At 30.8% G+C, this 23,858-nt stretch carries 22 protein-coding genes; 15 read left to right on the forward strand and 7 right to left on the reverse strand.

The window, feature by feature from the left end; genetic code table 11:
* Nucleotides 1-157: 157 nt before the first annotated feature.
* Nucleotides 158-1,456 carry an NAD(P)/FAD-dependent oxidoreductase gene (locus ACFQ1U_RS03655; RefSeq protein ID WP_386105430.1) on the reverse strand — a complete coding sequence of 433 codons (1,299 nt, stop codon included), beginning with the start codon at nucleotides 1,454-1,456 and terminating at the stop codon, nucleotides 158-160.
* 129 nt (nucleotides 1,457-1,585) lie between these two features.
* Here ACFQ1U_RS03655 and ACFQ1U_RS03660 point away from each other — a divergent pair, with 129 nt between their 5' ends.
* A complete protein-coding gene (locus tag ACFQ1U_RS03660) occupies nucleotides 1,586-2,017 on the forward strand; it encodes a DUF7738 domain-containing protein (protein WP_386105432.1) in 432 nt (143 codons plus the stop codon).
* Here ACFQ1U_RS03660 and ACFQ1U_RS03665 read toward each other — a convergent pair.
* Nucleotides 2,014-2,766 carry a helix-turn-helix domain-containing protein gene (locus tag ACFQ1U_RS03665; protein WP_386105434.1) on the reverse strand — a complete coding sequence of 251 codons (753 nt, stop codon included), beginning with the start codon at nucleotides 2,764-2,766 and terminating at the stop codon, nucleotides 2,014-2,016. The genes ACFQ1U_RS03660 and ACFQ1U_RS03665 overlap by 4 nt on opposite strands.
* Before the next feature lie 202 nt (nucleotides 2,767-2,968).
* On the opposite strand from ACFQ1U_RS03665, the gene ACFQ1U_RS03670 reads away from it, so the two are divergent.
* The 6 genes from ACFQ1U_RS03670 to ACFQ1U_RS03695 all read left to right on the forward strand — a co-directional run bounded on the left by ACFQ1U_RS03670 (nucleotide 2,969) and on the right by ACFQ1U_RS03695 (nucleotide 12,368).
* Entirely contained in the window at nucleotides 2,969-3,364 is a 396-nt protein-coding gene (locus tag ACFQ1U_RS03670; protein WP_386105436.1) for a molecular chaperone Tir, read from the forward strand.
* Nucleotides 3,365-3,366: 2 nt separating this feature from the next.
* On the forward strand, nucleotides 3,367-4,074 hold the full coding sequence (locus ACFQ1U_RS03675; RefSeq protein WP_386105438.1) for a PspA/IM30 family protein: 708 nt from the start codon (nucleotides 3,367-3,369) through the stop codon (nucleotides 4,072-4,074).
* An 87-nt stretch (nucleotides 4,075-4,161) separates the two neighbouring features.
* Nucleotides 4,162-4,842 carry a hypothetical protein gene (locus ACFQ1U_RS03680; RefSeq protein ID WP_386105440.1) on the forward strand — a complete coding sequence of 227 codons (681 nt, stop codon included), beginning with the start codon at nucleotides 4,162-4,164 and terminating at the stop codon, nucleotides 4,840-4,842.
* A 9-nt stretch (nucleotides 4,843-4,851) separates the two neighbouring features.
* Nucleotides 4,852-6,945, forward strand: a complete 2,094-nt coding sequence (locus ACFQ1U_RS03685; protein WP_386105441.1) for a flotillin family protein — start codon at nucleotides 4,852-4,854, stop codon at nucleotides 6,943-6,945.
* A gap of 112 nt (nucleotides 6,946-7,057) precedes the next feature.
* Nucleotides 7,058-11,911 carry a DNA repair ATPase gene (locus ACFQ1U_RS03690; RefSeq protein ID WP_386105443.1) on the forward strand — a complete coding sequence of 1,618 codons (4,854 nt, stop codon included), beginning with the start codon at nucleotides 7,058-7,060 and terminating at the stop codon, nucleotides 11,909-11,911.
* Nucleotides 11,912-11,918: 7 nt separating this feature from the next.
* Nucleotides 11,919-12,368 (forward strand): hypothetical protein, encoded by a 450-nt coding sequence (locus tag ACFQ1U_RS03695; protein ID WP_386105445.1) that lies wholly within the window; start codon nucleotides 11,919-11,921, stop codon nucleotides 12,366-12,368.
* A gap of 39 nt (nucleotides 12,369-12,407) precedes the next feature.
* Here ACFQ1U_RS03695 and ACFQ1U_RS03700 read toward each other — a convergent pair whose 3' ends face one another.
* From ACFQ1U_RS03700 to ACFQ1U_RS03715, 4 genes are all read right to left on the reverse strand, one after another.
* Entirely contained in the window at nucleotides 12,408-12,830 is a 423-nt protein-coding gene (locus ACFQ1U_RS03700) for a secondary thiamine-phosphate synthase enzyme YjbQ (protein WP_386105447.1), read from the reverse strand.
* 61 nt (nucleotides 12,831-12,891) lie between these two features.
* Entirely contained in the window at nucleotides 12,892-13,833 is a 942-nt protein-coding gene (locus ACFQ1U_RS03705; protein ID WP_386105449.1) for a hypothetical protein, read from the reverse strand.
* Between the two features lie 676 nt (nucleotides 13,834-14,509).
* A complete protein-coding gene (gene dnaK, locus ACFQ1U_RS03710) occupies nucleotides 14,510-16,417 on the reverse strand; it encodes a molecular chaperone DnaK (protein ID WP_386105451.1) in 1,908 nt (635 codons plus the stop codon).
* A gap of 144 nt (nucleotides 16,418-16,561) precedes the next feature.
* Nucleotides 16,562-17,161 (reverse strand): NUDIX hydrolase, encoded by a 600-nt coding sequence (locus tag ACFQ1U_RS03715; RefSeq protein WP_386105453.1) that lies wholly within the window; start codon nucleotides 17,159-17,161, stop codon nucleotides 16,562-16,564.
* Between the two features lie 7 nt (nucleotides 17,162-17,168).
* Here ACFQ1U_RS03715 and pyrE point away from each other — a divergent pair, with 7 nt between their 5' ends.
* On the forward strand, nucleotides 17,169-17,810 hold the full coding sequence (gene pyrE / locus ACFQ1U_RS03720; RefSeq protein WP_386105455.1) for an orotate phosphoribosyltransferase: 642 nt from the start codon (nucleotides 17,169-17,171) through the stop codon (nucleotides 17,808-17,810).
* Nucleotides 17,811-17,859: 49 nt separating this feature from the next.
* A complete protein-coding gene (locus ACFQ1U_RS03725) occupies nucleotides 17,860-18,249 on the forward strand; it encodes an SRPBCC family protein (RefSeq protein ID WP_386105457.1) in 390 nt (129 codons plus the stop codon).
* A 4-nt stretch (nucleotides 18,250-18,253) separates the two neighbouring features.
* Here the strand turns inward: ACFQ1U_RS03725 and ACFQ1U_RS03730 are convergent, their stop codons facing one another.
* Entirely contained in the window at nucleotides 18,254-18,985 is a 732-nt protein-coding gene (locus tag ACFQ1U_RS03730; RefSeq protein WP_386105459.1) for a biotin--[acetyl-CoA-carboxylase] ligase, read from the reverse strand.
* Between the two features lie 86 nt (nucleotides 18,986-19,071).
* On the opposite strand from ACFQ1U_RS03730, the gene rsfS reads away from it, so the two are divergent.
* From rsfS to ACFQ1U_RS03760, 6 genes are read left to right on the forward strand one after another with little or no spacing between them, the layout of a single operon-like run.
* A complete protein-coding gene (rsfS, locus tag ACFQ1U_RS03735; protein WP_386105461.1) occupies nucleotides 19,072-19,440 on the forward strand; it encodes a ribosome silencing factor in 369 nt (122 codons plus the stop codon).
* 25 nt (nucleotides 19,441-19,465) lie between these two features.
* A complete protein-coding gene (gene ftsH / locus ACFQ1U_RS03740) occupies nucleotides 19,466-21,409 on the forward strand; it encodes an ATP-dependent zinc metalloprotease FtsH (protein WP_386105463.1) in 1,944 nt (647 codons plus the stop codon).
* Between the two features lie 27 nt (nucleotides 21,410-21,436).
* Complete coding sequence (locus tag ACFQ1U_RS03745) at nucleotides 21,437-22,030, forward strand: hypothetical protein (protein WP_386105465.1); 594 nt, start codon at nucleotides 21,437-21,439, stop codon at nucleotides 22,028-22,030.
* Between the two features lie 2 nt (nucleotides 22,031-22,032).
* On the forward strand, nucleotides 22,033-22,827 hold the full coding sequence (locus ACFQ1U_RS03750) for a phosphatidate cytidylyltransferase (RefSeq protein WP_386105467.1): 795 nt from the start codon (nucleotides 22,033-22,035) through the stop codon (nucleotides 22,825-22,827).
* 3 nt (nucleotides 22,828-22,830) lie between these two features.
* On the forward strand, nucleotides 22,831-23,091 hold the full coding sequence (locus ACFQ1U_RS03755; RefSeq protein WP_386105469.1) for an acyl-CoA-binding protein: 261 nt from the start codon (nucleotides 22,831-22,833) through the stop codon (nucleotides 23,089-23,091).
* A 4-nt stretch (nucleotides 23,092-23,095) separates the two neighbouring features.
* On the forward strand, nucleotides 23,096-23,728 hold the full coding sequence (locus tag ACFQ1U_RS03760; RefSeq protein ID WP_386105471.1) for a YceI family protein: 633 nt from the start codon (nucleotides 23,096-23,098) through the stop codon (nucleotides 23,726-23,728).
* Nucleotides 23,729-23,858 lie beyond the last annotated feature (130 nt).

A 23,858-nucleotide genomic window follows, 5' to 3' on the forward strand; every position in this document is an offset into this window, starting at 1 on the left:
ACCAGAGAAGCTAGCTTCTCTGGTTTAAATATATTTTTTAAAACTGTCAACCTATTTTAGGACGACTCAGAAATAAGTTCTCCGCAGTTGGTACAATAGTCTACATTTGTATTAAATACTCCACAATTCGGACATTTTATATAAGAGGTATTTCCCATTATTTTTCTTGAAATGAATATTCATTTTTATTTTTAAAAGGTCTAATAATCAACCTAGTTTCTCTGTCAAAACGAATATAATTATACATCCAATTTAAAAAAACTACTGCCTTATTTCTAAAGCCAATTAAAGAAAATAGATGGACAAACATCCATACAAACCAGGCAAACACTCCTTGAAATTTCCACTTTGGCAAATCTACAACAGCTTTATTTCTTCCAATAGTTGCCATAGCTCCCTTATCATTATAAACAAAAGGCTTTAATGCTTTACCTTTTAATTCTGATAAAATATTTTTGGCGGCTAATTTTCCTTGCTGAATTGCAGGTTGCGCCATCATTGGATGACCGTATGGATAAGATTCAGATTGCATACAAGCTACATCGCCAATAGCAAAAATATTTGGTAAACCTACTACTTTATTAAACGCATCTACCTTGTAACGAGCTGGGCGTTCAATTAAACATGTTTCGGGTAATCCCTTAATAGCTTCTCCTTTAACACCTGCCGCCCAAATAACTGTAGAGGCTCTAAAATGATCTTCTCCATTAGTACTTACCACATCTCCATTATAATCTAAAACACGTAGGTTTTTCCATACATCTACTCCTAGTTTTATTAGAAAATCTTCAGCTTTTTCAGAAGCTTTAGAACTCATGCCCTTCAATAACTCTCCTGAACTCTGAATTAAATTAATCTTCATCAAACGGATATCTAAATCTGGATAATCTTTGGGTAAAATTTCCTTTTTCATTTCCGCCAAAGCACCAGCCAATTCAACACCTGTGGGTCCACCGCCTACAATTACAAAATTCATAAGCTTTTTTCTATCTTCTAAATTTGAAGTTAAAAGTGCTTCTTCAAAATTCTCGAGTATTAAACTTCTGATATTTAAAGACTGTGGTACCGACTTCATTTCCATAGCATACTTTTGCACATTAGTATTTCCAAAGAAATTAGTGGTAGAACCTGTAGCAATAATTAAGTAATCATACGCTAAATTTCCAATAGTAGTTTGTACCTCTTTTTGGTCTGCATCTATATTGGTAACTTCTGCCAACCTGAAATAAAAATTTTCAACATCATTGAATCTTTTACGCAACGGAAAAGCAATAGAATCTGGCTCTAAACCACCTGTGGCTACCTGATATAATAAAGGTTGAAATGTATGGTAATTGTGTTTATCTATTAAAACAACTTGTAATTCTTGTTCTTCTAATCCTCTTGCTGCAGCTAAACCAGCAAAGCCACCACCTATAATTACTACTCTAGGAAAACAGGTTTGGGGTATATTCATTATTTGTATGCTTTTGATTCGGAAACGGTTAATCTATTTCCATTTTAGAAACGCAAATTTAGCCAAAAACTTTATCCTTTTTTTTATAGCTTTGCCAAAAAATGCAATTGTAATACCTAAATTACCTTTATGTTTAGTTTTTTTAAGAGAAAGAAAGTACAAGAATTAGTTATTAAGTGTGATACTAATGCTATTTTTATCAATGATAATGAAGTATCATTTCCTACTAGTTATGCACAATTAATAGATGTTTTTGGAAAGCCTTCTCGCTTTTTAAATAAATCTAACAATTATGCTATATGGGATTTACAAGGTATTTTTTGTGGATTTACTGAAGAAAATAATATTTTATCTATAAACATTTATCAGAGTAAGAAAGATAAAAGTGAGTATAACACTAAAAAACAATTTACAGGAAAGCTTTTTTTAAATGATGAAGAAATCACACATTCAGAATTTGGTAAAATAGGACTTGGAAAAGTTGCTATTCACAGGTTAGGAAGTGAAAATGAAAACCGATTTGGCTTTAGTTTAGGTGTTAATAGAGATTTTAAGAATTAAATATTCCTTTTAATTTTAAGTAATTCTTTTTCTAAAAACATCAATTTATCAGCTACATCATTACCAATTTCGGGTAAGCGCTTAATAAAAGAGTATTTTGCTAACCAAAGCTCCTTAACAGAACCTTTTTCATAAGTGATATCTTCAATGTTTTTATGAGCCGCTTTAAAAAGCAAAGAATCTTCTGTTATAAACAATCTTCTTAATAGCAATCTATCTTCAAAAACAGCTATTACAATCTCACCATCTAATTTATTAACATCAGCAAGAGACACGTATTCGGCAATTACAATATCTTTTGGATAGAAACCTTTATCAAAATCTGTCATTTCTAAATTAACTACAGCAAATGCTCTTAATTTAGAAACCGAATCTAACGGTAATTGAATTTCGGGTAAATCTGCAATAAACTTGTCTTTGGTATAATGATGAATATAATTCTCAAAAGCTTCTTCATGTACATAAGGAATATGTGCTATATGTTGCTTAATTTTTTGAGCTGGCTCTAAAATTAATTCCTCTTTAAATTGCAATAATTCATTAACTGTTAAATCTGCCGTTAGCAAACTATCTATAGTTATGCTAAAATAATTAGCAATTTTTATAATAGTTTCAATCTTAGGTTCACTTCTTCCCTCTTCATAAGCACCTAAAGTAGCACGTTTTAAATCAAAAACCTCTGCAAAAGCCTTTTGACTCAATCCTTTTACCCCTCTTATTTTTTTTATATTTCTACCGAAAAAAGACATGTTTTGCTAATTTTATTTGCAAATTATAAAAAAATGCGTATATTTACACTAACAATATTAGCTAATAAAATTAAAAATTGCTAATTTTTCTAGAAAAAAGTGTATTAACCATTAACTATTTTATTATGATTCTACTAACTTTACAACTTGCTATGATTGTTTTAGAACATTTATTACCCTAAACTAACTAAACTAATTGCTAATGAACATTCATTTTAACAAAGTCAAAAACTATTTATTAGAACTCAATTTTACAATTACTAAAGAAATTGAATCGGATGGGATTTTTGTTATTGAAAAAGAAAATTTCGGAATTAAAAATTTAATTATTGGTGTGGCAAATCCAATTGTTATTATAGAACAATTTATATTCAAAGCAACCAATCCAAATGAAGCAATGTTTAAATCATTACTTCAAAAAAACAGAGACATTATTCATGGCGCTTTTGTGCTTGACGAAACAGGTGAAAGAGTAATTTTTAGAGATACTCTTCAGTTAGAAAACTTAGATATTAATGAACTAGAAGGAAGTTTAAACTCTTTAAGTTTATTATTAAGTGAGTATTCAGAACAAATTATACAATTTTCAAAATATTAACTATGAACTTTTTTAAACGACTTTTTAAAATAGGACAAGCCAAAGCCAATGCCGCAATAGAAGGCATGGAAGATCCTATCGAATTAACAGAACAAGGTATTAGAGATTTAAAAATAGATTTAGAAAAATCTGTAGAATCTTTAGCGCAAGTAAAAGCACTGGCTATTAGAGCCAAAAACGACATTGAAGAATTTACTTCTAAAGCAGAAGATTATCAACAAAAAGCAATGTTAGTGCTAAAAAAAGCTAACAATGGTGAATTAGATAGTGCTGAAGCTGATGAATTAGCGAAAAAAGCTTTAATAAAAAAGGAAGAAGTGCACAAACAAATTGAAGCTACGCAAAGCGAATCTAAAAACTTAGATGAATCTGTATCACGCTTAGAAGCAAATGTTCAAGAAATTAAAAACACTATTAAAAAGTGGGAAAATGAATTACGTACTCTAAAAGCTCGTGTTAAAGTTTCTAAAGCCACCAAAAACCTTAACAAACAAATGGCAGAACTAGATGGCTCTGATACGGTTGCTATGTTAGAAAGAATGAAAGAAAAAGTACAACAAGAAGAAGCACTTGCACAGGCATACAAAGACCTGAATGACAAAGGGCAGGATATTGATAAAAAATTAAACGAAGTTACAGACACCGCTGAACAAAAAGCTACTGATAATTTAGCCGAATTAAAAAAACAATTAGGATTCAATAAAGAATAAAAAAATGTTTTTATTTTTCAGCATAAAAAATAGCTATCAATTACCTAACCTATACTATTAGTAAAAATCTAACTTAATCAACTAACCATGACTTTATACGACTTAGTATTTTCTGAAGTAAACTCACCACTTACTGTTTTATTAATTGCGTTAACAGTATACAGAGTTGTAACCATGCTTTTTGGATTAGATTTTGACTTTGACCTAGATTTTGATGCTGACGCTTCTTATGACGCTACAGGTGTAGATATTGAAGATCTAGCCAACATGGAATTAAAAGATAAAACCATAGTTGGTAAGCAAAAACGCGCTTTAAAATGGTGGCAAATAGTGCTAATTTATTTTAATTTTTCTGAATTACCATTCCTATTTACACTTACCTCATGGATATTTTTCTGGTGGATAATTACCATAACTGCAACATTTTACACCCATAGTTACGAAAATACATTTGGCTTAATCATTTTCTTTATCGCTATGATACCTGCATTATTCATAAACAAAATATTCACGACTCCTTTTAAAGCGTTTTTTAAACAATTAAATAGAAAAGGAGAAAGTGCTCTCGATTTAATAGGTAGAAAAGGAACCTTACTATCAAACATATCAGGCAACAAACTAGGCAGCGTTAAACTATTTGTAGAGAGTGATCCTATAAATATTTATGCAAAATCTTTAAACGGTGAACAAATTAATAGAGACACCGAAATACTAATCATTAAACAGTCTAAAGACAAAAAATTTTATTTCATCAAATCATATAACTAAAAATCTACTATGAAAACAAGTTTACTAATTTTTTCTGAAATCAATATCTCGAGTATAGCATGGACATTCATCTTCGGATTTCTCGGCTTAATCGTCTTTTTATTTATTATTATAGCTGCGTTTTATAAAAAAATCCCTCAAGGACAAGCATTAATTAAAACAGGTTTTGGAGGTACTGCTGTTGCTTTTGATAAAGGAATGTATGTAATTCCAGTGCTTCACAGAGTTGAGATAATGGATATTTCTGTAAAGAAAATAGAAGTTCAACGTTTAGAGTCTGACGGATTAATTTGTAAAGACAACATGCGTGCAGATATTAAAGTTGCATTTTTTGTGCGTGTAAACAAGTCTAAAGAAGCTATTATTGAAGTGGCACAAACTATTGGGTGTGCTCGTGCATCATACATTGAAACTTTAGAAGAATTATTTGAAGCAAAATTCTCTGAAGCTTTAAAAACTGTTGGTAAAAAATTCGATTTCGTTCAATTATATGAATCTCGTAGTGAATTTAGAGATGAAATTATAAGCGAAATTGGTAGAGACTTAAACGGATACACTCTTGAAGATTGTGCTATTGATTATTTAGAACAAACTCCTGTAACCTATTTAAAAGCTGATAACATCTTAGATGCTGAAGGTATTAAGAAAATTACAGAATTAACAGCAGCTCAAAACATTAAATCTAATTTAATTAAAAGAGATGAAGAAAAAGTAATTCGTAAACAAGATGTTGAAGCACGTGAAGCTATTTTAGAATTAGATAAGCAATTAGCGGAGAAGGAAGAACAACAAAAACGTGAAATTGCAAATATAAAAGCGCGTGAAGAAGCAGAAACCTTAAAAGTTGCTGAAGAAGAACGTTTAAAATCAGAAAGCGCAAGAATTGCAACAGAAGAAAAAGTACAAATAGCCGAAGAAAACAAACAACGTCAAGTTATAGTTGCAGAAAAGAACAAGCTGCGTACAGAAGCTGTAGAAATAGAGCGTGTAGAAAAAGACAGAATGTTAGAAGCTACAGAACGCGAAAGAATTGTAACCTTAGCACAAATTGAAAAAGATAAAGTTGTAGAGGTTGAAAAGAAAAATATTCAAGATGTAATTAGAGACCGCGTAATGTTAGAAAAAGGCGTGGTTGAAGAGCAAGAGAATATGAGAGATATTCAAGCTTTCAAAACTGCAGATCGTGAAAAGCAAGTAAAAATTACCATCGCAGAAGCCAATGCAGAAGAAGCTTTAATTAGAACAATTAAAGAAGCAGAAGCAGAAAAAGAAGCTGCTAAACAAAAGGCTGAAGAAATAAATATTGAAGCACAAGCTAAAAAAGAAGCTAGTTTAAAAGAAGCAGAAGCACGTAAAACATTAGCTGAAGCAACTGCTAAAGAAGAAGCTACCATTGGTATGTCTGAAGCACAAGTAATGCATGCAAAAGCAGATGCTAACGAGCGTCAAGGATTAGTGGAAGCTACAATTATTGAAAAGAAAGCCAAAGCAGAAGCTGCTGGTATTTTAGCTAAAGCAGAAGCTTTAAAAGAAGAAGGTTTAGCTGAAGCACAAGTTATTAAAGAAAAAGCAATTGCAGATGCTGCTGGTATTGAAGAAAAAGCTGAAGCAATGAAGAAGTTAGACGGAGTTGGTAAAGAGCACGAAGAATTCAAACTACGTTTAGAAAAAGAATTACAAGTAGACTTAGCTCAAATCCAAATTCAAAAAGATATTGCCGATGCACAAGCTCAAGTTATTGGTGATGCATTAAGAGCTGCTAATATTGATATTGTTGGTGGTGAAACTATGTTCTTTGATCAAATTATAGGTCAAATTACCAAAGCTAAAGGATTTGACAGATTGGTTCAACACAGTGACAATATTCAAGATGTAAAAGATGCTATTTTAGGCAGCGATGATGTTAAAGGAAACTTGCTAGATAAAATAAAAGACTTTGCTGCTAAATACGGTATCTCATCAGAAGATATTAAAAACTTAACGGTTGCTAACTTATTATTAGATTTAAAAAGCAAAGCAACCAGCACAGATGACGAAAACATGTTTAGCAACTTATTTAATTTAGCTAAAGGTTTAGGTTTATCTGATAAGAAACTTTCTTAAAAAGACACACAAGAGTCTAGCAAATAAAAACTAGACTCTTTTTTTTTCTTAGTAAAAAAAAGCCGAACCAAAAATTTGGCTTACACCTAACCATCTTGATTTAAAAATACATATGGAAGAAAACCAAAACTCTCAACAATTAGACGGAGGAACGTATGAAATCATTCAAGGTAGACTACAAAAACATAAAAAAGATCTACAAGATAGATTACACAAACTAAACGACGCCAGAAAGCATGTGTTTGGAAACATCGAAACCAAACTTATTGCTAATGATAGAATAAATACAGAAAACAATTGTATTGCCAGAGATATTGTTTCTTTAGGTAATACTTCAATATTTGGTTATAATGTACATTTTGGACTTCGTACAGATATTAAACTATCTGACGTGTTTAGCATTTACCAATTCAAAGAAAACCACTTTCACCTACAATCTTTAGAATTATTAGAAGATCCTGTTTTTTTAACAGATTTCACCAATCTTTATAAGTATTACAGAAATACCATATTTTCTAAATTTGCCGTTATTGACAACTATTTACACATGGTTTTTCAACTAAGTGAAAATACTAGTGACATAAAAACATTTAAATGGTTAATTAAAGAAAATGAACTTCAATATGTTGATAACAGAAGTGAACATGAGTATAGATTTCCTAATCAACATGAATTTAAGTGGCAAGAAGTAACACGCGACATGCATCGTTACGGAACGCATTCGCATATTTCTATTCTTGATAAAATATTTGTTGAAACCATTGGTGGTGATTTAACCATTAAAATTGAAGATAATACAGAAGACGGCAAAGGTATTTTATCAGAACCTGTTGAACATGTAGATCAAACATTAGATGACGGACAGTATCGATTTGGTGATTTAGGTAATTTAATCACCTTAGAAATTAAACCTTTTCAGGAAGATCCACGTTACTTTGTATACAATCACAAATTACAAGAAGTTCAAAAAATAGACAGTATTAAAGATACTGCCGTACAATTACCAGACGGACACGGAATTATTTTCCCAAATGGATATTACCTTCAAACTGGTGAATACAAAATATTTGAAAGCGATGTAAAAGAGGTTAAATTTCAGAAAAAAATTAGCTCTCCAAACGGTGAGGACTTTTTGTATATTTTTTACGCTACAATTAGAGGTTTATACATTTTAATGTCTTATAACATTATAGAACAAGAAGTAAAAACACCTATTATATGTAACGGTTTTACATTGCTTGAAAATGGTGAATTATGTTATTTTAAAACAGAAAATGAACAAACAAAACATCATGTAGTACAAATATGGCAAACCCCGTATTTAAAAGGGAGTTTTATGCCATCACAACATACAGACACTCTTTTATATAAAATTGGTAACAAAGATATTGTTAGAGCCATGGCTGAATGTCATGAGCTTATTAACTTATTAAACAAAGAAGATAATTACACGGGATTATATAATGATATTGCAAAAATATCTAAAGATATAAACGACACCTATTATTGGTTGCCAGAAGAAGACACTTTACAGCTAAATATACCAATTCAAGAAATTAACGAAGCTGCCAATGCCGCTATTGATGAGTTTGAAAAAGTTGTTCAGTTAAAAAAACAAGCAAACAAAGCTACCAAAGAAATAAATGCTAAATCCGATGCTCTTTTTGGTAAAATAAAAAGTACTTCTTTTAAATCTATTGATGATTTCGTTGGTTTATTAAGTCAATTAAGAACCTTACGTGGCGAGGTAATTAGCCTACACGATGTAAGGTACATACAAGCAGAACATCTAAAAGCGTTAGAAGAGCAAGTTGCAGAACAAAATACACTTATTTCTAAACGTTGCGTTCAGTTTTTATTGAACGATAAAGCGCTTGCACCCTATCACAAAAGAGTAGCCGAAAAACAAGAACAATTACCAACTATAAAAAAGGTAATTGAAGCCAAAGCTTTAGAAAAAGAAGTAAATCAAATCACAAGTGATTTAGAAATGTTAATTGAAATTGTTTCTAATCTTGAAATTGAAGACACTTCGCAATCAACTAAAATCATTGATAATATCTCTTTGATTTTTGCAACTTTAAACCAGTTAAAAGCGGGTATAAAAAATAGCATTAAAAACCTTGGTAGCTCTGAAGCAAAAGCAGATTTTTTAGCACAATTAAAATTGATAGATCAAAGTATTATCAATTATATAGATATGGCTACAACGCCAGAAAAGTGCGATGAATTCCTAACAAAAACAGCTATTCAACTTGAAGAACTAGAAGGTAAATTTGCTGATTTTGAAGAATTTATTGGGCAAATTATAGAAAAACGCGAAGAAATTCACAGCGCTTTTGATGCTCGAAAAAACAACTTAATTGAAAAGCGTAATAAAAAAGCAGTTGCCCTTCAATCAGCTTCTGAACGTATTTTAAAAGGGGTTGCTAAAAAAGCGCAAACTTTTGATAGCATAGAAGATATTAACGGTTATTTTGCCGCTGACTTAATGATTAATAAAGTTCGTGACATTATAAATCAGTTAAAAGAGCTTGATGATGCCGGAAAGGCAGAAGCTATTGCAACACAGTTAAAAGTTACCAAAGAAGACGCTTTAAGAAAGTTAAAAGATAAGCAAGACTTATACGAAGACGGTGAAAACATCATTAAACTTGGTAAACATAAATTTGGGGTAAATAAACAAGTTTTAGATCTTACTATTGTTTATAAAAACAACGCTTTATATTATCACTTAACTGGTACTGATTTTTATGATACTATAGAGAACAAAACATTACTAGAGTCTAAAAAATATTGGGATCAAGAATTGGTTTCTGAAAACAATGATGTGTACAGAGCCGCTTATTTAGCTTATAAAATATTTAAAAACAAACCATTAAAAGAACTAATTAATCTAAATGAAACTGAACTTTTAGAACTTGTCAAAGGTATAGCAGGCAACTTATATGCTGAGGGTTATGTAAAAGGTGTACACGATGAAGATGCTGCACAATTCCTATATACTTTAGTACACAAACATCAAGAGCTTGGACTACTCACCTACTCACCTACTATAAGAGCGTATGCACAATATTTTTGGAATTCTTTAGATGTAGAAACACAGGAAAACCTAAACGTTAAAATAAAATCGTCTGGTGAGGTTTTAAAAGTATTTCCTGATAGTGATAGTTTTTCATTCATTATAAAAAATTTAACAGAAGCGATAACAAATTTCGCAACTCAATCATTTCTTTTTCATACCGATGATGCGTCAAAAATTGCATATTATTTATATGCAGAACTTCAGCAAAACAATACTTTTCAAGTAAGTATTGATGCTATAAACCTAAAAGAATCATTTGAAAAAACATTAAAAAAGCAAGATGCTATTTTAAAATTTAAAAGTGGAATTGATAAAGTAGATACGTATACTGATAAAATTTTATTAGCAAACCAATGGGTTTCTTCCTTTTTATCAAAACAAGAGAAACACTTACAAGTATATACTGATGAGGTTGTTTGTTTATTACTTTTTGAACATGCTGCAAATACCAATGTAAAATCGGTTCAACCGCATGTTACAATCAACGGATTAAAAGGTTCACATAACAGCATTATTGATAATAATTTTGAATTTCATTATCATTCTTTTGTTTCTCTATTAGAAAACTTTACCAACACAGAAGTTCCTAATTTTAATAAATATAAAGAAGCTAAACAAAAGGTTACAGAAGAGTTAAAAGAAGAACTAAAGCTAGAAGAATTTAAACCTAGAGTATTATCATCTTTTGTAAGAAACAAACTAATTGACCAAGTGTATTTTCCGTTAATTGGAGATAATTTAGCTAAACAATTAGGAACTGTTGGAGATAATAAAAGAACCGATAGAATGGGAATGTTATTATTAATTTCTCCACCTGGTTATGGTAAAACAACTTTGATGGAATATATTTCCAATAGATTAGGGTTGGTTTTTATGAAAATTAATGGACCTGCAATTGGTCATGATGTTACCTCAGTAGATCCGATGGCCGCAAACAACTCTGCCTCTAGAGAAGAACTAAAAAAGCTAAATCTTGCTTTAGAAATGGGGGATAATGTGATGTTATACCTAGATGATATTCAACACTGTAACCCAGAGTTTTTGCAAAAATTCATTTCTTTATCTGACGGAACTCGTAAAATTGAAGGTGTTTTTAAAGGAAAACCAAAAACCTATGATTTACGAGGTAAAAAATTCTGTGTAATCATGGCAGGAAACCCATATACAGAAAGTGGAAATCGTTTTCAAATTCCTGATATGTTAGCAAACCGTGCAGATATTTACAACCTTGGTGATATTATTGGAGATACAGCACATCTATTTAAATTAAGTTTAATAGAAAACTCAATGACTTCAAATCCTGTTCTTCATCAATTAAGCAGTAAGTATTTTGATGATGTTTATGCTTTAATAGACAAGGTTGAAAACAACACTATAGATGTTGAATTAAAAGGAAATCACACCAAACAAGAGATTCAAGACTATACAGCAGTTTTAGAAAAAGTAATCACCATCAGAGATACTGTTTTAAAAGTAAATCAAACATACATTCAATCAGCTGCCATGGAAGATGATTATCGTACAGAACCTTCTTTTAAATTACAAGGTTCTTACAGAGATATGAATAAACTAGTTGCTAAAGTGGTTCCTATTATGAATGATAATGAACTTCAACAGTTGTTATTATCTCACTATGAAAGTGAATCTCAAACCTTAACCTCAGCAGCAGAAGGAAATTTATTAAAATATAAAGAACTGATCAATCAACTTTCTGAGGAAGAACAAACGCGATGGAAAAACATTAAAGAAATTTTCTTAAAAAATAATAAGTTAAAAGGTTTAGGTAATAAAAACGAAATGGCACAAATACTTAATCAAATGATGACATTCTCTGAAAATTTAGAAGGTATAAAAGAAGCGCTACTTAAAGGTTTACAATAAACACAGCATGAAAAGGTTTCGTTTATCAAATATAGATCGTCTTTTTACCGTTGTCGCCCTAGTTATTTTACTTGACTTCTTTTCATATGACACTAAACATGAAGAGAAAATCACCAATATAAAAATAACAAAAGAAAGGTATTATAATGCTGCAAAAAATAGTCATAACAGCTATCAAATTTCCACCAATAGCACTGCTTTTTATGTTTCAAAAAAGTTTGCCATTGGCGTGGAGCAAGGAGATAATATTACCTATTATACTTCTTTATTATTTAATGAAGTAAATAGCTACAAGGTAAACGACATAAAGGAAACTTATTCTCTAAGAATATTTTCAGGGCTTATAATACCTTGTTTGGCTTTATTAGCATTGCTATTTATAAGAAGAAGAGATCATGTTTTACTAACTATTTGTAAAATAATATTAGCGGCAAATTTAGTTTATTTAATTTTATAAAAATAAAACCAAGAATAGCATTATTCTTGGTTTTTTATATTACACCCCAAATAGTGTTAGCACCACGCTTCTTTTCCCTCCATAATTTCTATGTTCACCCAAATATACACCTTGCCAAACCCCTAAATTTAACTGACCGTTAGTTACAGGAATTGTAACTTGACAACCTAGCATCGAACTTTTAATATGTGCTGGCATATCATCTGCTCCTTCATAATCATGTTTATAATAGGGCATATTTTCAGGAATCATTTTATTAATATGTGTTTCAAAATCTATCCGAACAGTTGGATCAGCATTTTCATTTATTGTTAAACTTGCTGAAGTATGCTTAATAAACAGGTGTAATTGACCTATTTTAATATTACTAAGTTGTGGTATTTCTTCCAGCAACAAATCTGTAACTAAATGATATCCTCTTGAAAAAGCAGGAAGCTGAATCTCTTTTTGATAAAATTGCATAACACAAAAATAAAAAACCACCTTAAACAGGTGGTTTAAATTTTATTTATTAAAAAATATTTTATCTCGTCATACGTAAGCCACCTAGAAAACTATAGTCATAATCAATGGGTGTTGTAATAAGTTTTCCTGAGTTAACATCAACCTTCTCCATTGATTCATATCCTCTTATCACTAATATTTGATTAAGACTAGAAAAAAAAACTAACTCATCACTATCAGATAAATAATCATCAAAAATATATACATCTCTCAACTCTTCACCCGTCTCTTTATTAAATTCAATTAATTTAGAATAAAGAGAATTCGGGGTATCTACGGTTTTTAAAGCGTAAATTCTTCCGCTATTTCCAGATATTATAGATTGATAATTATTAATATCGACTTCTTTTTTACTTCCTGTTTTTACATTATATAGATATAACTTATCAATAGCATCACTTAAAAAAGATAATCTTCTCGATACTATTAATAAATTTTCTTCTGGTGAAAAAGTAATTCTGTACATTCCAGTTCTATTATTCGAAGGACTATCTGGCAATTCTTCATAGGTATCTATAACTGAAATTACATTTCCTAATTCATCTATTTCTACCAAATCAATTGAACTTGTATTATATTTTGTTCCAAACAACCTTCCGTCTAAAACCATTAAATTATAAACATCTTGATTAAAATCAGTAATTGTTTGTGTATTACTATCTAAATTAAACCTAATCAATTCTCCCGTACTACGCTTAGTTAGTATTTCATCATTATAATATACAAGATCATAATACGTTCTCGCTTGAATTCTTGGATAACCTCCTAATTCATTTAGAATTTTTCCTGTTGCTGCATCTGCCTCGTAAACCTTAGTATAAAAATCTGAGGTATTAGAATCTGTATTTCTTTGAAAAACTAACAACCTATCTTCCAGTTTATTGGTTATAAAAATATCATTATTTTTTTCGCTACAACCCAAAAAAGATGCTATTATTAATAAAGAGAAAATCTTTTTCATTAGTATATTTTATTTAAAATTTGCGATAAATATATCAATTAATATGATGAATTATCCCTCATTACTTTCAAAATACCTCTAAACCCTAACCTTAATTTTGTTTTCAGTAATGCAGCGTTAGAACTTATCAATTCAGTTATTATTTTCTTTATCAATACTTATTGATCTTCTTCATAAAATTACATCCGTTTTGTATGTTTAAATACGAATTGAACCTCTTTTTTCTTTTTTAAGACACTTGCTAAACTGAATACGATATTTGAGTTTTCAGCACATAATAGACTTACTTCAACTTCCTATTTTTCGAAATCAACTACTAAATAAAATAATTTTTCATATGATGTTGGGAATAAAAATCTGACAATTTTGCATACCCTAACTAATGATTTTGATTTTTATAACTATTTATTCCATTCAATTTCCATATGCAATCAGCTACGCTTCCTATATCATTGGAATATCGTTATACTCCTTCTTCAGTATATACATAAGAACTCTCGAGCTTGCTGGTAAAATGAACGGATTTCTATTTAAAATATCTGAACGCTGACATTCAAATTCACAATAGATGTATTTAAAAAATTGGTTTTATCGTATAATTTCATTTATCTCTAAATTAAAAAAGAAAACGCAATCAAATTAATGATTGCGTTTATCTAATTTATCTACGATATATTTACTTCACTTCTTCAAAGTCTACATCCTCAACATTGTCACTTCCTGCTTCAGCAGAAGAAGCGCCAGCATCTGGTCCTGGTTGTGCACCATTAGCGCCAGCTTGTTGTTGTGCTGCATACATTTCTTCTGAAGCTACTTTCCATGCTTCATTTATTTTTTCCATAGCAGCATCAATCTGAGCTAAATCTTTACTCTCATGAGCTTTCTTTAACTCTTCTAAAGCAGTTTCGATTGGTTCTTTTTTATCAGCTGATAATTTATCACCAAATTCTTTTAATTGCTTTTCAGTTTGGAAAATCATAGCATCGGCACTGTTAATTTTATCTGCAGTTTCCTTTGCTTTTGCATCAGCCTCAGCATTTGCTTCAGCATCAGCTTTCATTTTTTGAATTTCTTCATCTGTTAAACCAGAAGAAGCTTCAATTCTAATGTTTTGTGTTTTTCCAGTTGCTTTATCTGCTGCAGATACATTAATAATACCATTTGCATCAATATCAAAAGTTACTTCAATTTGAGGAACTCCTCTTGGCGCTGGTGGAATATCTGTTAATTGGAAACGACCAATTGTTTTGTTATCTGCTGCCATAGCTCTTTCACCTTGTAATACGTGAATATCTACCGATGGCTGATTATCTACTGCTGTAGAGAATACTTGAGATTTCTTAGTTGGAATAGTTGTATTTGCATCTATTAACTTAGTAAATACGTTACCCATCGTTTCAATACCTAATGATAACGGAGTTACATCTAATAATAATACATCTTTAACATCTCCTGTTAATACTCCTCCTTGAATTGCTGCTCCTAAAGAAACTACCTCGTCTGGGTTTACACCTTTACTTGGTGCTTTACCGAAGAATTTTTCAACCGCCTCTTGAATTGCAGGGATACGAGTTGATCCTCCTACTAAGATAATTTCATCGATATCAGAGATAGATAAATCAGCATTTTTTAAAGCTGTTCTACAAGGCTCAATAGTTCTTTTTACTAAATCATCTATTAACTGCTCAAACTTTGCTCTACTTAATGTACGAACTAAGTGTTTTGGTCCGCTAGCTGTAGCTGTGATGTATGGTAAGTTAATTTCTGTAGATGTTGTACTAGATAATTCAATTTTAGCCTTTTCTGCAGCTTCTTTTAAACGTTGTAATGCCATAGGATCTTTACGTAAATCCATGTTTTCTTCTGCATTAAACTCATCTGCTAACCAGTTAATGATTTTTTCATCAACATCATCACCACCTAAGTGAGTATCACCGTCTGTAGCTAATACTTCAAATACTCCATCTCCTAATTCCAAGATAGAAACATCATGTGTACCTCCACCAAAGTCAAAAACTACAATTTTCTTGTCAGAATCTGCTTTGTCTAAACCATAAGCTAAAGCTGCAGCAGTTGGCTCGTTGATAATACGACGAACGTTTAAACCTGCAATTTCTCCTGCTTCTTTAGTCGCCTGACGTTGAGCATCATTAAAGTATGCAGGTACTGTAATTACAGCTTCTGCAACATCTTGCCCTAAGTAATCTTCAGCAGTTTTCTTCATTTTTTGTAACACCATAGCAGAAATTTCTTGCGGTGTGTACATTCTATCATCAATTTTTACACGTGGTGTATCATTATCTCCTTTAACTACTTCATAAGGAACTCTTCCTGCTTCTTTTTGAGATTCAGAATATTTGTTCCCCATAAAACGTTTAATAGAATAAACTGTTTTTGTAGGGTTTGTTACTGCTTGTCTTTTTGCTGGATCACCTACTTTACGCTCTCCTCCTTCAACAAATGCAACAACCGATGGTGTAGTTCTTTTTCCTTCTGAGTTAGGGATTACTACTGGCTCGTTTCCTTCCATTACAGAAACACATGAGTTGGTAGTACCTAAATCAATTCCTATAATTTTACTCATAACTATATTGTCTATTTAAATTTTAATTCAATTTTACGTTTTAACATTAGTCAAAGTGTGTGCCAACAGGTTTAAACCTATTTTTTGACAGTTTATAACATAAAAAGGTTATTTAAAAATGACAGAGTGTCAGAAAAAGAATATTTACAAGGCTAAATATGTCTGATATACCAATTGAATGTTAGCATAAGTGTTTTGAAAGGCTTGAGTAACTTCTTCGGATGTTTTAAAAACAACATCTGTTATTCCTTCTTCTGTTTGAGGAGTTAACTTACCTGTATAATTAGTTTTCATCAAGTACCAAAAAGTTTCTTTCAAACGAGCTTCATCATTATAATAAAATACATGATATGTTTTTAATAAAAACTGTTGTAACTTTAAATTGGTAACTCCACATTCTTCTTCAACTTCTCTAATTGCAGTTTCTTCAATACTTTCTCCTTTTTCAATTCTTCCTTTGGGTAAATCCCATTTATTCCCTCTGTAAATGAAAAGAAAATCATTCTGTGAATTTAATACCAGCCCTCCTCCTGCAGTAACTACTTTAAAATAACTACGGAAAACTTGCCAGTCGTGCTCTAAATTATCTGTAAAAAGATACACTCCATCTAAATCATCTGATTTTAAACGAACAAGAATTTCATTTACATTTATATTCTTAAAAATGTAAACAGGAAAATTCTCATCATTTTTAGATGAAGATGTGATAATTATTGGCTTATCATTCACAAAAACTTTATACATTTGCGGTATGAATTTACACAAAGATACGGCAAAAAAAACAGCTGAACTTCTGTTACAGATTAAAGCGATAAAATTAAATCCGAATTCTCCTTTTACTTGGGCTTCTGGATGGAAATCTCCAATATATTGTGATAACAGAATTACGTTATCTTATCCGCCCGTTCGTAATTTTCTAAAAGAAGAAATTGCTAAACTTGTTGAAGATAAACATGGTAAACCTGATGTAATTGCGGGTGTTGCAACTGGAGCTATTGCTATTGGAGTTTTGGTAGCACAACAATTGGGAGTACCTTTTGTTTATGTTAGACCAGAACCAAAAAAACACGGAAGAAAAAACCAGATTGAAGGTCACTTAGAGAGTGGGCAAAATGTGGTAGTAATTGAAGATTTAATTAGTACTGGAAAAAGTAGTTTAAACGCAGTTACCGCTTTAAAAGAAGCAAATGCAACCGTTAAAGGTATGATTGCTATTTTTTCGTATGGATTTGATCAAGCCACTGAAAACTTTAAAAACAGCAATGTAGAATTAACTACATTAAGTAACTACGAAATACTATTAGAGCAAGCTTTAGATAGTAATTACATTAATAATGAAGAGTTAGCTACTTTAGAAAGTTGGAGAGCTAACCCAAGCCAGTGGAAACAATAATGGCAAAGTTTTTGACCCTATACTAACAAACACCAAATACACAAACAAAATGAATATAGAAGGAAATTCTGTAAACGTTAAAAAATCATCTAAAGAAATCTTTGAATTTTTAACAAACCTTAGCAACTTCGAACAATTAATGCCAGAAAACACAGAGAAGTTTGAGGTTGATGGTGAGTCTTTTATCTTCGGACTAAAAGGTATGCCTGAAATTAGACTTGTAATGAAAGAAAAAACTGAATACAGCAATGTAACTTTAGGCGCTGCAAGCAGTAAATTACCTTTCACACTAGCCGCAGATATTAATGAAGTTTCTGACAACGAAAGTAATGTTCAATTAAAATTTGAAAGTAGCTTTAATCCAATGATGGCAATGATGGTTAAAAAACCATTAACTAAATTTATTGAAACTTTAACTGAAAATATAGAAAAATTATAATTGCTTAAGCAAACGAAACTTCTTTAATGTCAAATTCTTGAATCGTTTCGTCCTCTAAAGCTATTTGGAGTTTACCAGTATTTCCAACTCCTATAATTTTACCTAAAAATAAAACGTTTTGAGCTGTTTTAAACATACTCGGAACGTTTTTTTTGTACAAAACTTTTAAATAAGCATCTTCTAAAACATTATAGCTTTGATTGTTTAATAGATCTACATTAACTTTTAAAGCATCAATTATTTCATGTAAAAGATTATCTAAATTAAAGTTATCTCCTGTCAACATTTTTAAAGAACTTGCCTGAGGTAAATCTACTGGAAAATCTATTTGATTAACGTTTAAACCAATTCCTACTACTGAAGTATTAATATGCATACCTTTTAAAGAGTTTTCAATTAAAATTCCACAAACTTTTTTATTTGCTGCCATAATGTCGTTAGGCCATTTAATAAACAAATTTGGCAGGTTGTACTTTTTTAACACATTAAAAACACTTAAACTAACAGCAAAATTTAAATATTTATGATTAGAAACCAATACATTTTTTACCTCAAAAAAAACACTAAAAGTTAGGTTTTTACCTGCTTCTGAAACCCACTTAGCATTCATTTGACCTCTTCCCTTTTCTTGACTTTCAGTAATAACAACCGTAAAATTAGATACGGAGTTTTCCAACGTCATTTTTTTTAAAAAAGAATTAGTAGAATCAATGGCATTAAGTTTGATTATTTTCATAAGGTAATATTGTTTTGAACTCATTTCAATATTACGTAAATTACTCACAAAAAAGTAATAACTTTGCTAAAATTTAAATTTTTTGAATGACAAAAAAACAAGCTAGTACAGACGACTTAATTGCAGCAATTATCCAAGGAATTGACGATGTAAAAGGTGAAGATATTCAGTTACTTGATCTAAGAGAAATTGATAACACCGTATGTGATTACTTTGTAATTTGTTCAGGAAACTCTAACACACAAGTAAACGCCATATCTGGCGCAGTACAAAAGATAGTAAGTAAAGAACTAAAAGATAAGCCATGGCATGTAGAAGGTTTAGGTAATGCAGAATGGGTGCTTATGGATTATGTGAATGTTGTTGTACATATTTTTCAAAAAAATGTACGAGAGTTTTACGACATTGAAAGCCTTTGGGGTGACGCTAAAATTACCGAAATAAACCCTGCTTAACCCTTAATTAATTCGACAAAATTTTATGAGCGATAAGAAAAAAAACAACTCTAAATTCTCCTTTAATTCCTATTGGATATACATACCAATAATTTTATTTTTTATTGTGTTGCAAGTATTCAATTCTGGAGATTTAGCATCAAGAAGTATTACCAAAAACGAGTTTACCAAGATTTTAAAAGAAAACGACATTAAAAAAATTGTTGTTGAAAACAAATCAGTAGCTCAAATCTTTTTAAAAGAAGATGCTTTAAGCAAAGAATCATATAAAGAATTAGTAGATTCCCCTTTTTACAGAAAGGGATCTCCTTTGTATTCTTATAATTTTGGTGACTTACAAAACTTTGAAAACGAAATTAAAGACTTAAAGCAACAAAACAACCTAGATTTTGATAAGGTTAATGTTGAACGTACCAGTTTAATGGATACAGTAATCAACTTTTTACCATTTATCTTATTAATTGCTGTTTGGTTATTTTTCATGAGAAGAATGTCTGGTGGCGGTGCTGGTGCTGGTGGCGGAGGTCAAATTTTTAACATTGGAAAATCTAAAGCCAAATTATTTGACGAAAATACCAAAGTTAAAACTACCTTTAAAAATGTTGCTGGTTTAGAAGGAGCTAAAGAAGAAGTGCAAGAAATTGTAGACTTCTTGAAAAATCCTGACAAATACACTAAGTTAGGAGGTAAAATACCAAAAGGAGCCTTGTTAGTTGGACCTCCTGGTACTGGTAAAACTTTATTAGCTAAAGCTGTTGCTGGTGAGGCTGGAGTTCCTTTTTTCTCTTTATCTGGTTCTGATTTTGTAGAAATGTTTGTAGGTGTTGGTGCTTCACGTGTAAGAGATCTATTTAAGCAAGCGCAACAAAAATCTCCATCCATAATATTTATTGATGAAATTGATGCTATTGGTAGAGCTCGTGGTAAAAACAGTATGACAGGTGCCAATGATGAAAGAGAAAACACCTTAAACCAATTACTGACTGAAATGGATGGTTTTGGTACAGACACTAACGTAATAGTTTTAGCAGCTACTAACCGTGCAGAAATATTAGACAAAGCTTTAATGCGTGCTGGTCGTTTTGACAGACAAATTTATGTTGATTTACCAGACTTACACGAACGTAAAGAAATATTTGAAGTACATATTAAGTCTTTAAAATTAGCAGACGATGTTAATTTAGACTTTTTAGCGCAACAAACACCTGGTTTTTCTGGTGCAGACATTGCTAACTTATGTAATGAAGCTGCCTTAATTGCTGCGCGTACTGATAAAACGGCAATTCACCATCAAGACTTTTTAGATGCTGTTGATAGAATTGTAGGTGGTTTAGAAAAGAAAAATAAAGTAATCACTCCAAAAGAAAAGAAAGTAATTGCTTTTCATGAAGCTGGTCACGCAACAGTTAGTTGGATGCTAGAGCATGCAGCTCCTTTAGTTAAAGTAACTATCGTACCTCGTGGACAATCTTTAGGTGCGGCTTGGTATTTACCTGAGGAGAGAAAAATAGTTCAAACAGAACAAATGTTAGACGAAATGTGTGCAACCATGGGTGGTAGAGCAGCAGAAAAACTAATGTTTGATAAAATTTCAACAGGAGCTTTAAGCGATTTAGAAAAAGTAACGAAACAAGCACGTGCTATGGTTACAGTATATGGTTTAAATGATGAAGTTGGTAATGTTACCTATTACGATTCTTCAGGTAACGATTCTTTTGTTAAGCCATACAGTGAAGAAACCGCTAAAAAAATTGATAAAGAAATCTCTAAAATCATTGAAGGTCAATACCAAAGAGCTATTCAAATTTTAGATGAAAACAAAGACAAACTAACGGTTTTAGCCGATAAGCTTTTAGAAAAAGAGGTTATTTTTAAAGACGACTTAGTTGAAATTTTTGGAAAAAGACCTTTTGAAAAAGAAGAAACTATAGATGCTAGTATTGTTGAAGAAAAAAATTCAGAAGCATAGTTTTAGATTTTTAGCCCCTTTATCTTAATGAATTTCTTTAAAAAGTTATTTAAAAATTATACAGAATCACAATTAAACAAAGAGATAAATGCACAACCCGTGCATTTATCTCTTGATGATTCCTTTGTACATAACTTTATAAACAAAGGAGGTAAGTTTTTATATTGTACTAAAATTTCTGAAGTTGAAAATAATTTAAAAAACATCGCTTTAGAAAATAATTGGAGTGAAATTAGTTGTACGGATATAGATTTGCTAAAAATAGCAGGGAATTTAAATATCAATATAAATTCAAACCTTAATAATCATACCATTCCTTTTTTTACAACTTGTGAGCATTTAATTGCTAATAATGGTGATATTTTGTTCTCATCAAATCAATTAGGTAGCCAAAAACTCGCTTCATTAGCAGAAGACTTTATTGTTTATGCCACTACTAGTCAGTTAGTAAAAAATAATGGTGAAGCATTAACTGCTATCAAAACTCATTTTAGCGGTAATATCCCCACAAACATAAGTGCGGTAAGAAATTATACAATAAAAAAAGGTGAAGATAGTTTTTTAGACTACGGTAGTAGTAATTCAAAAAATCTATATTTGCTACTCTTTGAAGATTTATAATAATGGAAAACTTTATAACAAGAAGTATATCAGCCTTAGTGTATGCAGGCATATTTCTTTTTGCCATTCTTTTTGCACCTGAAACTTATATTGCATTAATCACCATTTTTGGTGGCATTTGTATTTGGGAGTTTTCTAAAATTGTAAAATACAAATCTATTTTTCCGTATCTTTTTTTATTGTTATTGGCTTTTTACACATATACTACAACGCCTTTATTAAATAAAACATGGATATTATTAGCTATAACTTTTTTTTGCAGTGCTAGATTAATTTATGATCTATTTTCTAAAAAATTTACAGAACATAAAAGCCTAACTAGGCTTACCATTCAAATAGAGTATATTGTATTACCATTTTTCTTTTTAATGCTTTTACCATTTGTTAGTAAAACATACAACCCTTATTTAATCATATATATTATTGTTTTAATTTGGTCTAATGATAGCTTTGCTTACATAGTTGGAAAAAACTTTGGAAAAAGAAAACTTTTTGAAAGAATTTCTCCCAAAAAAACTATAGAAGGTTTTATAGGTGGATTAATAGCCTCCATTATTATTGGAGGTTTAATAGGTTACTTCGGAAACCTATTCTCTGTTCTTGATTGGATGATTATAGCTATAATTGTTTCTGTATTTGGAACTTTAGGAGATTTAGTAGAAAGTAAATTTAAAAGACAAGCAAATATTAAAGATAGCGGAACAATAATGCCAGGTCACGGAGGCTTATTAGATCGTTTAGATAGCTTGTTCTTCCTTGCACCTTTTGTATATTTGTATGTGCATTATTTTATGTAACATATGACCACCGATTTAGATACAAAATTTAAAGAAGCTTTTAACAAAGTCTCTAAAATTAACAAAGATTTACCTCCAGATGTGTTACTTCGTTTGTATGCTTATTACAAACAAGCCACAAAAGGAGATCGTTTCTCTGTAAATGATGCTGAAGATGACATCAAAAGTGCATTTAAGTTTAATGCTTGGATTCAATTAAGAGGAATGGATGAAAATCAAGCCAAAGAAGAATATATAGAGTTAGTAAATTCAATAATAAAATAATCAAATGAAAACATTTAAACTAATATTTAGCATTTTCGCATTAACGTTAATTGCAGTAGCCTGTAAATCTGAAGCCAGTAAAAGTGAGAAAGAAGTTCAAACGGAGGAGAAAGTAACTTCTACTGCTCCATTTTCATTACAAAAAGCCAATAACGCAATCAATTTTACAGCTTATAAAACCACTGAAAAAGTTCCTGTTAAAGGTAAGTTTGAAAAAATAGAAATCATTAATGGCGGAGAAGGTAACAGTGTAAAAGAGGCTATAAATGGAACGGAGTTTTCTATTCCTGTTAGTAGTATAGAAACTGAAGACGAAAGTAGAAACTTTAAAATTCAAAAGTTCTTTTTTCATGTAATGAAAAACACCTTTACACTTAAAGGTAAACTACAAATAGCAACTGATTCTACTGGAGTTGCTGAGTTTACCATGAACGAAGTAACACAAAAGCTACCTTTTAATTACACAATATCTAACAAAGTATTTACGATGAATACTACTATGGATGTTAACAAATGGAATGCACAAAATGCAGTAGATTCTTTAAATACTGCTTGTAAAGATTTACACAAAGGTGCTGATGGTGTATCTAAAACTTGGAGTGAAGTTGCTATAAATGTGACAAGTACATTTGAATAAACATACCGGTTTTTATTAACCAAAAAGGCTCAGTAATAACTGAGCCTTTTTTTATGTTCCTGTCCCGTCCTAAAATAAGTTTACACCAATAAGACTTATTTTATGAATAACAGTTTACGCAAGAAAAAGC

Origin of the sequence: Tenacibaculum geojense, from assembly GCF_042676005.1 — a bacterium.
In the GTDB taxonomy this organism is placed as follows: domain Bacteria; phylum Bacteroidota; class Bacteroidia; order Flavobacteriales; family Flavobacteriaceae; genus Polaribacter; species Polaribacter geojense.